The following is a 10771-nucleotide window of genomic DNA, read 5'->3' on the forward strand; positions in this document are numbered from 1 at the left end:
GGCCGCCGCCCGTTACGATCGGGCCCTCACCTGATCACGGCGGCGCGACGGAGGCACCGATGACCGAGGCCCCCGCGCGGACCCCCGCCCACCCGGAACGGCTGGAGCAGGGGCACCCGTTCCGCCAGTGGAAGACCTGGCGCATACCCGGCACCGACTTCACCCTCACCGGCTACTCGCGCGCCAACGACAAAACGTTTTTCCACATCCCGGAGCTGCGCTGCGCGCTCGACGCAGGACTCGCGGAAGGCCGGCAGCCGGAAACCGTGTTCCTCACCCACACGCACCACGACCACTCCAAGGACCTGGACTACCTCGCCGCCAGGCCCGCCGGCGTGGACATCCACCTGCCCGCCGCGGCACTGCCGTACGCGGAGGCCTTCCTGCGGGCCTCCGCCGAACTGAACCACGGCGCCGCCCACGACCCGGCCCTCGCCGCGAACTGCCGGCTGCACGGGGTCCGCGGCGGCGACGAGTTCACGTTCGGCCGCCGCGGCCACCACGTGCGGGTGGTGGAGTGCGTGCACAAGGCGCCGTGCGTGGGGTACGCGTTCTCCGAGCGCCGCAAGGCACTGCTGCCCGAGTACGAGGAACTGCGCCGCTCCCTCGCCGAACAGGGCCGGGGCGCGGAGTTCGGCCGCGTCCTGGCGCAGCGCCGCGCGGAGGGCGCCGAGGTCGAACGGGAGGTGCTCAAGCCCCTGTTCGCGTTCCTCGGCGACACCCACGTCAGCGTCTTCGAGGACAACCCGTGGCTCTTCGCGTACCCGGTCGTCATCACCGAGTGCACGTACCTCGACGACGCCGAACTGGAGCGGGCCGACCGGGTCGGACACACCGTCTGGAGCCGGCTCAGACCCGTCGTCGAGGCCCATCCGGACACCCTCTTCGTCCTCACCCACTTCAGCCTGCGCCACTCGGACCGGGACGTCCTCGCCTTCTTCCGTGACGAGGAGCCGCCCGCCAACGTCCTGCTGTGGGCGCACCCGGACAGCCGGCTGCCCGAACAGCACCGGCACGGGGGCTCGGATGGCTGACGCCCGCTGGTCCCCGTACCCCAAGATCCCCTCCCGGGCCCGGCTCGGCGAGGCACGCGGGGCCCGGCACTGGGTCGCGTTGGAGAAGGTCCACGGGGCGAACTTCGCCGTCGTGTGCGACGACGCCGGAGTGCGCCCGGCCAAGCGCCGCGAACTGCTCGGCGAGAGCGGCCTCGACGACTTCTTCGGGGTGGGACGGATCTGGCCTGCCCTGGCCGTCGCCGCGGACCGCTGCGCCGCCGCCCTGCGCCGCGACCACGGCGCGGACGCCTCGGCTCCGGTCACGGTCTACGGCGAACTGGCGGGCGGCCGCTACCCGCACCCGGACGTGCCCGCCACCCCGGACACCGACCCGGTCCAGACCGGCATCTGGTACGCCCCGCACCTCCTCTGGCTGCCCTTCGACGCCGCGATCCGCACCGGTGACGGCGTCCGCTGGGTCGCCGACCGGGCGCTGCGCCGGGCCGCGGACGCCGCGGGCCTGCACTGCGCGCCGCTCCTCGCGCACGGCACCCTCGACCGGGTCCGGGAATGCGGGCCGGTGTTCCCGACCCGGGTACCGGCACTGCTGGGCCTGCCCGAACTGCCCGGCAACCTCGCGGAGGGACTCGTACTCAAGCCCGCGGACGCATGGCGGGCCACGGACGGAACCACGGACGGAACCGCGACCCCGCCACGCCCGATGGCCAAGGTCAAACACCCCGCCTTCGCCGAGGACGACCGCTTCGACGGCTCCCGCCCCTACCTGGCGCCCGCCGAAGGCGCCGCCGGTGTGCCCGGATGGCTCCTCGGCCAGGCCACCGCGCTGCTCACTCCGGCCCGCGCGGCGGCCGCCGTCAGCAAACTGGGCCCGCGCACACCGCCCGAGGCGATCGCGGCCGAAACCGCCCGCGACGCGGTGGAGGAACTGGCCGAGGCCCTCGGCGGGCTGGGCCACGACCTCGCCCGCGCCCTGGAGCACGCACTGCACCCCGGAGCCCTGACCCTCGCCCACTACGACGCCACCGACCGCCGCACCCCCGCCTGAGCCGACTGCCCTTCCCCGACGCCACACGCCACACGCCGTCCGCCGACCGGCGTGTGGCCCGGAGCCCGTCCGGCCCCGGCCTACCGTGGGGGCATGCGGCTGCTGCTGACCTCCGACACGCACGTCCCCGCCCGCGCCAAGAACCTCCCGCAGGCGCTCCTTGCCGCCGTCGACGAGGCCGACGCCGTCGTCCACGCCGGCGACTGGACCGACGAGGCCACCCTCGACCTGCTGGAATCCCGGGCCCGCCGGCTCATCGCCGTGTACGGCAACAACGACGGCCCGCCGCTGCGCCGGCGCCTGCCCGAGGTCGCCCGCGCCCGGCTGGCGGGGCTGTGGTTCGGCGTGGTGCACGAGACCGGCGCGGCCGCCGGGCGGGAACGCCGCTGCGCAGAGCGCTTCCCCGACCTGGACGTCCTCGTGTTCGGGCACAGCCACATCCCCTGGGACTCCACGGCCCCCGGCGGCCTGCGCCTGCTCAACCCCGGCTCGCCCACCGACCGCAGACGGCAGCCGTTCTGCACCTTCATGACCCTCGCCGTCTCCGACGGCGCGCTCCACGACGTCACCCTGCACCGGCTCCCGCCGCGCCGCTGACCCACGAGACGGACGAGGTCAGGAGGTCAGCGTGAGCCTTCGGCCGCTGCCGCCCGTGTCGAGGCACTCCTGGTACGGATGGGGATCGCCCTGACGCTCCCGGCAGACCCACGTGCTTCCCGCCGCGCGGACCTCGACGGGCGCGCCCCGCGTGCGGGGCAGGATCCCGGTGTAGGCGGCTGCGACCCGCAGCGCGACGGCACACGATGCGGCCCGGTCGGCCGACACCCCGAGCCCGGAGGCCGCGTCGGTTCCGCAGACCACGAGGGGCGCCGGGGTGGCGGCCTTGTCGGCGGACGCCTGAGCCGGGGCCGCGGCCGGGGTCGCGGGCCACAGCACGGCAGCCGCCAGCAGGCCTGCGGCCATGCCGAGCTTCGCCGAACGCACGTGCCGTCTCCCTCCGTGCGGAGCCCGTGCCCGTACGACACGGGGCCGTGCCCCCACCCTGGCCCGGAGTGCACGGCCGTGCCACTCGAACGGCCCCCGTGGGCTCCCGGGCAGAAGGGGAGCCGCCGGCCCGCATTCCGGTGCCGCTGCCGCGCCGCGCCTCCCGGCGGGCCACCGCACGGCACCCCGTTCCGGTCCGGCGGAAACGGAGGCATCGGGCCGGTCGGCGGGCGGGGCGATACCTGACATTCTCTGACATCAGGGGAGAGTTGCCCGGGTCGACCTCCGGATCATGAGGCACAGCTTTCGGCATGTGAACGCCGATGCGACGCTTCCTCATTCTTCCCGGGAGGACATCCATGGTCACCAGAAGACGCCTGCTCGTCGGCGCCCTGTCCACGACGGGCGCGGGCCTGGTCACCGGCGCCGGACTGCTGCCCGTGCTGCAGTCCGGTACGGCCCGGGCCGCCGACGAGACGGGCCCGGCGGCCGCCGTCCCGCCGCCGTTCACGGTGAAGATGCCGCAGCTCCCCGTCCTCACGCCGTATTCCACGCACGGCGGCGTGGATGCGTACCGCGTCACGGTCAAGGAGGTCTCCCGGGAGATCCTGCCCGGCGTCCAGACCAAGGTGCTCACCTACGACGGCCACTTCCCGGGTCCGGTGCTGCGGGCCCGCAGCGGCCGGCAGGTGACCGTGCGGCACCGCAACACCCTGCACATGCCGATCTCCGTGCACCTGCACGGCGCCGACGTCTCCCCGGAGAACGACGGCGCCCCGATGGACACCGTCGCCCCGGGCACGGCGCGCACGTACACCTACCCGAACCGGCAGCCGAACGCCACCCTGTGGTTCCACGACCACGCCCACCACATGGAAGCCGAGCACGTCTACCGGGGCCTGTCGGGAACGTACGTCCTGACGGACGACACCGAGCGCGCCCTGCCGCTGCCCTCCGGCCAGTACGAGATGCCCATCGCCCTGCGCGACGCCCGCTTCGACGAGAACGGGCAGCTGGTTTACCGGATGGACGACTTCCGGGGCCGCACCACGCTGCTCGCCAACGGCCGCCCCAGCCCGTACGTGGAGGTCGCCGCCCGCAAGTACCGCTTCCGCCTGCTCAACACCTCCAACCTCCGCTTCCTCAAGCTGCGCCTCGCCGACGGCGGGCAGATGGTGCAGATCGGCTCCGACGGCGGCCTGCTGGAGCGCCCCTTCACGACCGACACCATCCCGCTGTCCCCGGCGGAACGCGCCGACGTGGTCATCGACTTCTCCCGCTACCCGGTCGGCACGAAGATCGTCCTGCAGAACATGCCGGGCCCGGGCACCACCGAACCCGGCAACGTACTCCGCTTCGACGTGGTCCGCACCGCCCCCGACCCGAGCCGGATCCCGGACGTGCTGCGCACCCTGCCGGCGGTGGACGCCCTGCCCGAGCCCGCGGTCGAGCGGAAGATCGTCCTCAGCATGGACGAGGACGGCCGCACCGAGGCGCGCGGCTTCATGGACGGACTGCAGTGGGACCCGGACCGGATCGACCAGACGGTCACCTTCGGAACCTCCGAGATATGGACGGTCACCAACGCCAACCAGCGGATCCCGCACAACTTCCACATGCACCTGGTCCAGTTCCGCGTATTGGAGCGCAACGGCGTCCCGGCCGCGCCCGCCGAGGCGGGCCTGAAGGACACGGTCCAGCTGTTCCCCGGCGAGACGGTGAAACTGCACGCCACCTTCGACAGCCACCGGGGCACGTACGTCTACCACTGCCACCTGCTGGACCACTCGGCCATGGGCATGATGGCCAACTTCCGGGTCCGCTAGCCAGCACGCGCGCAGCCGCCGGAGGCGGGCCGGGTCCTGTCAGTCCGGCGTGCAAGACTGCGCCGCATGTCCACAGCCGACCTCACCTTTGACCAGTGGCGTTCCTTCGACCTCCCCACCGCCCGCCGCGTCGCCCGGCAGGCAGCCGACGCGGCGGGAGGCCGCCTGATCGCCGTCGATGCCGTCGAGCACCCGGGCGCCCGGATGCACCGCGCCCGGATCGAGCGGAGCGGTCAGGAGTTCGCTCTCGTGCCGGGCGGCACGGTCATCCTCGGGTTCGACCTCGACGCCTGGCAGCCGGCGCCCGAACAGGCCGCCGACTACCGGGAGAGCCTGGAGCAGGGCTTCGGGTACGGCCCGGACCTGAAGGCGCACCTGGAGCAGCTGCTCAGCCCGCGCCGAAGCGTCGCCCTCCGCACGGTGCTCATGGCGGTGGAGGACGAGGACCTGACCGAGCCTCCCGCCGACGTGCCGGACGTGCTCGCGGCCCGCGGCCTGCGGATGCCGAGCCCCGACGAATGGGAGCACGCCTGTGGAGCCGGGGCGAACACCCTGTTCCGGTGGGGCGACGACTGCCCCCTCGACCGGATCCCGTACGAGGACCGGACCGGGCCGCAGCATCAGCCGAACGCCCTCGGCCTGCACATCGCCTACGACACGTACCGCACGGAACTCACGAACGACCTCACCGCGGTACACGGCGGCGACGGCGGCGAGTCGGCCTGTGGCGGCTACGGCCACCTGCTGGGATGGCTGCCCCTGGCCACCGCCAACCGCAATCCCTTCCACGCGGAGTTCGTTCACGGCCCGGACGGCGAAGACCTGTACGAGGACTTCTCCACCCGGCCCGTGTGCGACCTCTGACCCGTCGCCCTCCGGCCCTGCCGCCGTACGGGGCGGTCAGCAGCCGCATGAACTCCGCGTACGGGGGAAGGTGCCCTGTCCACAGTGCGGGGCGTACGCCGGTGAGGGCGGCGCCACCGCCTCGGATCTGGAGGTGGACCATGGCGGGCCTGCCGGGAAGCCGTCGTGCGGGCAAGGACGGGGGGACACCGTGGCGTGACTTCGGGAGACTCCTGGACCAGATGTACGACCTGATGGAGGCCGCCGCACCACCCGGCGAAGCCGGCGGGCCGCAGGACGGCGCCGACACCGCGCCGGCGGCCCCCGCCCGCGCTGTGGTCAAGGGAGCGGGGTGACCGCGCGCCACTCGTCCTCGAGGATGCCGAACACCTCGGAGTCCCGCCAGCCGTCCCGGAGCAGCGCAGTGTGACGGTGGCGCCCCTCCCACGTCATGCCGAGTCTGCCGAGCACGCGTGCCGACCCGAGGTTCCGCGGGTCGCAGGTGGCGTGGATCCGGTGGAGCCCGAGAGCCCCGAAACCGTGCGCCAGCAGTTCCCTTCCGATCGCCGTTCCGACGCCCTGGCCCCACACCCGGGGGTGCACCACGTAGGTGATCTCGCCGTGGCGTTGCGCTCGACTCCGTACGTGCAGCTCGCCCATGCCGACGACGTCACCGTCGAGACGCGCCGCGTACGCGTACCGCTGCTGCGGTGAGCGCGACCAGGCCCCGACCGCGGCCGCCACGAACGCGCGCGTCTCCTCCTCGGTGTTCGGCCCCCACGTCTGGAAGCGGCAGGACTGGGGCCGGGAGGCCCAGGAGTGGACGGCTTCCCAGTCGTCGAGGCGGATCCTGCTCAGGGTCACGGACGGCCGCATCATGGGATGATCCTGCCAGCTGTGCCCGGCCCGCGGGGCCGCCCCTCGGCGCTCTCCCGCCACAGCGGCTACGACGCCAACGCCACCGCCGCCCTGCGGTGCGGCCGGAGGGCGAGGACGACGAGGAGCCCGAAGGCGACCGCGGCGGTCAGGGTGCGGGCGCCGTTGAACAGTTCCCAGCGGCGGAGGACTTCCTCGTACCCGGCCGGTGGCACGGTGGCGGCCCACTGCTTGATGCGGCCGTTGACGGGGACGTTCCCGAACCGTGTGATCAGGAACGAGGAGACCACCAGCAGCCCCGCCGCCCCGGCGAGGACGCGGGCCCGGCCGCGCTCGGCGACGGCCAGGGCGAAGGAGCCGAGGGCCGAGACCGCCATCGTGCCCTGCATGGTGATGCCGTTCATCGCCATCAGGGCGGTGTGGAAGTCGAGTCTCATCTCGATCGGCACGGTGTTGAACGTCGGGACGAGATTGGCGGCGCCGTAGCCGAAGGCACCGGCCAGCAGGCCGGTGGAGAACAGCGACAGCGCCAGGAGGAGCCGGATGCGCACGGCCGTCACCGGGCGGTGAACCGGTCGGCGGGCTCGCCGCGCAGGCGGCCGCGGGGGAGCTTGCGGCCGAAGGCCAGCACCAGGAGGTCCTGGGCGGCCCCGTACACGGGAGCCCCGGTCCCGTACGACCAGTCCGCGTCCTCGGCGCACAGCCGCACACCGTCCAGGTCGACGCCGAAGAACTTCAGGCCGCGGGGCTTGATGCCGTCGAGGAGGATGCGCAGCCTGTCCCCGGGGACGCGCCGGCCGAGCCCGAGCGCGACCGTCACGTCCAGGCCGTGCACCACGTCGTGGCCGAGGGCGGACGCGAGCCCGCCGACCGGCGGTGTCCACGGATGGTGGGCGTTGTCCCGCAGGAAGGCGCTGAGTTCACCGGCGGAATGCGCGGCCGCGTCCCGGCGGGCGACGCGGTCGGTCATGCGGTGCAGATTCCCGCGGGCCTTGACCAGTTCACCCAGGGTCGCCGGCAGGGAGAGCCGGAAGCCCATCGACATGTGGGCGACGACCTCACGCACCCGCCACCCGTCGCACAGGCTCGGTGCGTCCCACTGATCGGCCCGCAGACCGTCGAACAGATCGGCCAGCTCCCGGCGTTCCGCTGCGATGGCGGCCCCGAGGTCCGCCACGACACCGCCTGTCCACTCGTCCCTGCTTCGCGTCGTGTTCTCCATGTGATCAAGGGTGCGGGCGGCCGATCCATACGTCCAATAGATGGTGGTGCTGCCCTCTAGCATCAACAGTTATGGAACTCCGTCAGCTGCGCTATTTCGTCGCCGTCGTCGAAGAAGGCGGCTTCACCCGCGCGGCCGCCCGCCTGCACCTGGCCCAGCCCGGCCTGAGCGCGCAGATACGCCAGCTGGAACGGGAGTTGGGGCAGCCGTTGCTCGACCGCTCCCACCGGTCGGTGACGCTCACCGAGACGGGCCGGGCGGTCCTGCCGTACGCCCGGGCCGCGCTGGCCGCGGCGGACGCGGTGCAGCAGACGGCCGACGCGTTCACGGGCCTGCTGCGCGGCCGGGTCTCGCTCGGGCTGGTGTCCGGGGCCACCGGCCACGCCTTCGACATCGCCTCGTTCCTCGCGGACTTCTGCGATGCCTACCCCGCCCTGGAGATCGCGCTCACCGAGGACACCTCGGAGCGGATGCAGGCGGCGCTCCTGGCCGGTGAGCTCGACATCGCCCTCCTCGGACCGACCGACGAAACACCCCCGCCCGGCCTGTCCCTGCAAACCGTCATCGATGCCCCGCTGGCCGTCGTCGCAGCGCCCGGAGACCCGCTCCTGGCCGGGGCCGGGGCCGGGGCCGGGGCCGGCGACCGTACGACCGTTGCGCTGGCCGAGCTCCGCGACCGAGCGCTGATCTGCCTGCCACGCGGCACCGGAGTGCGCGCCGCACTCGAACGCGCCTGCGCACAGGCCGGATTCCGCCCCCGCGTCACCTTCGAGGCGGCAGCGCCCCATGTCCTCACCCAGCTCGCCGCCCAGGGCCTGGGCGTGGCGGTGCTGCCGGCGGGCGAGGACGGCCCTGCCGGCGACGGACGGCTGCGGGCACTGACCATCGTCCGTCCCGGCATCCGCGCCCGTATCGCACTGGCCTGGCGGGCCACCGGCCCTGCGAGCCCCGCGGCCCGGGTCCTGCTCGACCGCCTGCGCGAGGCCCTGCCCGCGATGCTCGTGAGCCGGTCCGGTGAGGGGGCGGCCCGCCCGTCCGCGCCGTGCGCCTGCGAACCCCCGGACACCAGCGCGGACAGCCGGCCCGGGGCTACAGCACGGCGACCGTGAAGGCGTTGTCGACGTAGCTGCCGTTGAGGTCGTACGTGTAGACCGTGACGGCGTTCGTGCCGCAGACGGCGTTGGGGGTGGTGGTGAAGCTGCGGCGGTTGGAGTTGGGCAGTTCGACCTGGACCACGCTGAACGCCAGGTTCACCCGGTGGTCGATGTGGACGCAGTACCGGCCGGTGTTGACACGGCGTACCCAGTCGACGTTCTTCGCCCGCTTCAGCACGCCCCCGGCGGTGACGTCCGCCGCCGCCTGGACGTACGGCGAGGTGATCGGCGTCGGGTCCGCCGCGGCGGGGACGGCGGCCCACCCGGTCAGGGCGACGGCGGCAAGCACGACGGGAACGGAACGGCGCATGACTCACACTCCTGGCGACGGCGGCCCACAGCGAGCCGCGGACGGTCCCACCACCGTCTCCGACCCACCCCGCCGCGCGACTCCAGAGCCGACCCGGCTCGGCCAACCGGGACCGAACGTCACCCGCCTGGCCCGGCCGGCCCGGGGGGACGGGGGCCACCCCGCGCGCCGGTCAGAGGGCGGCGAACAGGCCGTCGAGCGGGGCGGGCACACGGTCGCGGGGGAGCGCCTCGACGAGGACGCGCCCGTAGCCGATCTTGCGCCCCTTCTTGGTGCCGAGGAAGCGCCGCACCTGCTGCTCCGAGGTGCGGCCCTGCTGGGCGGGCTGGCGCCGGAAGGTCTGCAGGGCCCGCAGGTCCCCCTCCGCCCGGATCAGCTCCTCCACCCGTGTCACGCCCAGCGCGCGGATGAGCTCGTCCTCCAGGTCCGCCGCGCAGACGAAGAACCCCTCCGGTGCCGCACCGGCACGCTCCCAGCCGCGGGCGTAGTAGCCGCGCTCCCGCTCGTCGCACAGTCCGGTGAGCCGCAGGCCCAAGCCGGCCGGGCCGAGGAGCCCGGCGAAGCGCCCCGCGTTCATCGCACCGCCCATCGACAGGACGCAGACTCCTTCGGCGGCCAGGTCCCGGCCGCGGCGCGCCTCCAGCGCGCTCACCGCTGCGACGTCGCTCAGCCCTTCGAGGAGGACGACCGTCCGGAGGCCCAGCCGTGCGGCCGGCTCGCGCGCCCGGTCGCCGGTCCCGCCGGCCGCCCACGCGGTGACCGCCTCCCGAAACGACGCCATGTCAGTCATGTATCGGAGTCTCCGCCCTTTCCGGCCGCCGGGCCAGGGATTTTCGATCACCCTTGGGCCCGCCATGTACCGTCTTGATCATGGAACAGTCGACTGGCATCACCAGGGACCAGGCGCCGGCGGACCCGGCGGCGACCGACGACATGCTGGCCACCCAGCCCATCGGCTACTGGAGCGGCTTGGCCCACACCGTCGTCACCCGGTATCTACGGGACGAGATGGCGAAGATCGACGTCACGCAGCCGCAGTACTGGGTGCTCAACCGCGTCAACGGCGGCCGGACGGCGCCCACCCGCGAGGAGGTCGTGACCCAGCTGACCCCCCTCGCCGACGGGGAGCACGAGATCGCCCGGGTCATCGACCAGTTGCTCCACCGCGGCTGGCTCGGGACCGACGCCGGGCAGCACCTGCACCTCACCGATCCCGGAGAGGCGGCCAGAGTGCGGGTGCGCGAGCTGGTGGCCGAGCTCCGGGCGGTGGTCCACGAGGGCATCGGTGACGAGGAGTACGTGGCCGCGCTCAAGGTGCTCCGCAGGATGGTGGCCAACGTCACGGGCGACGGACCGGCAGCCTGAGACAGGTACGCGAAGCGCCCGGTCAGAGCACTAGGTGTATTGCCTCGGGAGGTTGTGGACGGGTGATGCAGGTCTCGGCTGAGGTGTCTTGAACGGGTGAGGGCCTTCCGGGTTCGGTGTGGATTGCGAC

The 10771-nt window shown here is 73.4% G+C and carries 14 protein-coding genes; 8 read left to right on the forward strand and 6 right to left on the reverse strand.

Annotated elements, in window-relative coordinates:
• The first annotated feature begins 59 nt into the window (after positions 1–59).
• From ACIQUT_RS38805 to ACIQUT_RS38815, 3 genes are all read left to right on the forward strand, one after another.
• Positions 60–1034 carry an MBL fold metallo-hydrolase gene (locus ACIQUT_RS38805; RefSeq protein WP_403570264.1) on the forward strand — a complete coding sequence of 325 codons (975 nt, stop codon included), beginning with the start codon at positions 60–62 and terminating at the stop codon, positions 1032–1034.
• The gene (locus tag ACIQUT_RS38810) at positions 1027–2061 is read left to right on the forward strand and encodes an RNA ligase family protein (RefSeq protein WP_403570266.1); all 1035 of its coding nucleotides are present in this window, start codon (positions 1027–1029) and stop codon (positions 2059–2061) included. The genes ACIQUT_RS38805 and ACIQUT_RS38810 overlap by 8 nt, the downstream gene beginning before the upstream one ends.
• 93 nt (positions 2062–2154) lie before the next feature.
• Entirely contained in the window at positions 2155–2658 is a 504-nt protein-coding gene (locus tag ACIQUT_RS38815) for a metallophosphoesterase family protein (RefSeq protein WP_403570268.1), read from the forward strand.
• Positions 2659–2676: 18 nt separating this feature from the next.
• On the opposite strand, the gene ACIQUT_RS38820 is transcribed toward ACIQUT_RS38815, so the two are convergent.
• Entirely contained in the window at positions 2677–3045 is a 369-nt protein-coding gene (locus tag ACIQUT_RS38820; RefSeq protein WP_403570269.1) for a hypothetical protein, read from the reverse strand.
• 359 nt (positions 3046–3404) lie between these two features.
• Between ACIQUT_RS38820 and ACIQUT_RS38825 the strand changes: the two genes are divergently transcribed.
• From ACIQUT_RS38825 to ACIQUT_RS38835, 3 genes are all read left to right on the forward strand, one after another.
• Positions 3405–4871 carry a multicopper oxidase family protein gene (locus tag ACIQUT_RS38825; RefSeq protein ID WP_403570270.1) on the forward strand — a complete coding sequence of 489 codons (1467 nt, stop codon included), beginning with the start codon at positions 3405–3407 and terminating at the stop codon, positions 4869–4871.
• Positions 4872–4937: 66 nt separating this feature from the next.
• The gene (locus tag ACIQUT_RS38830; protein WP_403570272.1) at positions 4938–5735 is read left to right on the forward strand and encodes a hypothetical protein; all 798 of its coding nucleotides are present in this window, start codon (positions 4938–4940) and stop codon (positions 5733–5735) included.
• Positions 5736–5875: 140 nt separating this feature from the next.
• A complete protein-coding gene (locus ACIQUT_RS38835; RefSeq protein WP_403570274.1) occupies positions 5876–6070 on the forward strand; it encodes a hypothetical protein in 195 nt (64 codons plus the stop codon).
• Here ACIQUT_RS38835 and ACIQUT_RS38840 read toward each other — a convergent pair.
• The 3 genes from ACIQUT_RS38840 to ACIQUT_RS38850 form a co-directional block, all read right to left on the reverse strand.
• The gene (locus ACIQUT_RS38840) at positions 6054–6578 is read right to left on the reverse strand and encodes a GNAT family N-acetyltransferase (protein WP_403570276.1); all 525 of its coding nucleotides are present in this window, start codon (positions 6576–6578) and stop codon (positions 6054–6056) included. The two genes, ACIQUT_RS38835 and ACIQUT_RS38840, sit on opposite strands and share 17 nt — an antisense overlap.
• 80 nt (positions 6579–6658) lie before the next feature.
• Positions 6659–7141, reverse strand: coding sequence for an anthrone oxygenase family protein (locus ACIQUT_RS38845; protein ID WP_403570278.1), 483 nt, complete (start codon positions 7139–7141; stop codon positions 6659–6661).
• Positions 7142–7146: 5 nt separating this feature from the next.
• Positions 7147–7812 carry a maleylpyruvate isomerase family mycothiol-dependent enzyme gene (locus ACIQUT_RS38850; RefSeq protein WP_403570281.1) on the reverse strand — a complete coding sequence of 222 codons (666 nt, stop codon included), beginning with the start codon at positions 7810–7812 and terminating at the stop codon, positions 7147–7149.
• A 71-nt stretch (positions 7813–7883) separates the two neighbouring features.
• Here ACIQUT_RS38850 and ACIQUT_RS38855 point away from each other — a divergent pair, with 71 nt between their 5' ends.
• Positions 7884–8921 carry a LysR family transcriptional regulator gene (locus ACIQUT_RS38855; protein WP_403570283.1) on the forward strand — a complete coding sequence of 346 codons (1038 nt, stop codon included), beginning with the start codon at positions 7884–7886 and terminating at the stop codon, positions 8919–8921.
• Here ACIQUT_RS38855 and ACIQUT_RS38860 read toward each other — a convergent pair.
• Together ACIQUT_RS38860 and ACIQUT_RS38865 are read right to left on the reverse strand one after the other, a co-directional pair.
• Positions 8902–9276, reverse strand: coding sequence for a hypothetical protein (locus ACIQUT_RS38860; RefSeq protein WP_403570285.1), 375 nt, complete (start codon positions 9274–9276; stop codon positions 8902–8904). The genes ACIQUT_RS38855 and ACIQUT_RS38860 overlap by 20 nt on opposite strands.
• A 172-nt stretch (positions 9277–9448) precedes the next feature.
• Positions 9449–10066: a TOPRIM nucleotidyl transferase/hydrolase domain-containing protein gene (locus tag ACIQUT_RS38865; protein WP_403570286.1), complete on the reverse strand. Its 618-nt coding sequence runs from the start codon at positions 10064–10066 to the stop codon at positions 9449–9451.
• Between the two features lie 80 nt (positions 10067–10146).
• On the opposite strand from ACIQUT_RS38865, the gene ACIQUT_RS38870 reads away from it, so the two are divergent.
• Positions 10147–10641 carry a MarR family transcriptional regulator gene (locus tag ACIQUT_RS38870; RefSeq protein ID WP_403570288.1) on the forward strand — a complete coding sequence of 165 codons (495 nt, stop codon included), beginning with the start codon at positions 10147–10149 and terminating at the stop codon, positions 10639–10641.
• The last annotated feature ends 130 nt before the right edge of the window (positions 10642–10771 follow it).

This window comes from Streptomyces sp. NPDC090445, from assembly GCF_044769385.1.
In the GTDB taxonomy this organism is placed as follows: domain Bacteria; phylum Actinomycetota; class Actinomycetes; order Streptomycetales; family Streptomycetaceae; genus Streptomyces.

Excerpts from the sequence above, each read along its gene's own strand:
- ACIQUT_RS38805 (WP_403570264.1), top strand. The coding sequence starts at position 60 with ATGACCGAGGCCCCCGCGCGGACCCCCGCCCACCCGGAACGGCTGGAG.
- ACIQUT_RS38835 (WP_403570274.1), top strand. The coding sequence starts at position 5,876 with ATGGCGGGCCTGCCGGGAAGCCGTCGTGCGGGCAAGGACGGGGGGACA.
- ACIQUT_RS38825 (WP_403570270.1), top strand. The coding sequence starts at position 3,405 with ATGGTCACCAGAAGACGCCTGCTCGTCGGCGCCCTGTCCACGACGGGC.
- ACIQUT_RS38815 (WP_403570268.1), top strand. The coding sequence starts at position 2,155 with ATGCGGCTGCTGCTGACCTCCGACACGCACGTCCCCGCCCGCGCCAAG.
- ACIQUT_RS38860 (WP_403570285.1), bottom strand. The coding sequence starts at position 9,276 with ATGCGCCGTTCCGTTCCCGTCGTGCTTGCCGCCGTCGCCCTGACCGGG.
- ACIQUT_RS38810 (WP_403570266.1), top strand. The coding sequence starts at position 1,027 with ATGGCTGACGCCCGCTGGTCCCCGTACCCCAAGATCCCCTCCCGGGCC.
- ACIQUT_RS38855 (WP_403570283.1), top strand. The coding sequence starts at position 7,884 with ATGGAACTCCGTCAGCTGCGCTATTTCGTCGCCGTCGTCGAAGAAGGC.
- ACIQUT_RS38830 (WP_403570272.1), top strand. The coding sequence starts at position 4,938 with ATGTCCACAGCCGACCTCACCTTTGACCAGTGGCGTTCCTTCGACCTC.
- ACIQUT_RS38870 (WP_403570288.1), top strand. The coding sequence starts at position 10,147 with ATGGAACAGTCGACTGGCATCACCAGGGACCAGGCGCCGGCGGACCCG.
- ACIQUT_RS38865 (WP_403570286.1), bottom strand. The coding sequence starts at position 10,066 with ATGACTGACATGGCGTCGTTTCGGGAGGCGGTCACCGCGTGGGCGGCC.
- ACIQUT_RS38850 (WP_403570281.1), bottom strand. The coding sequence starts at position 7,812 with ATGGAGAACACGACGCGAAGCAGGGACGAGTGGACAGGCGGTGTCGTG.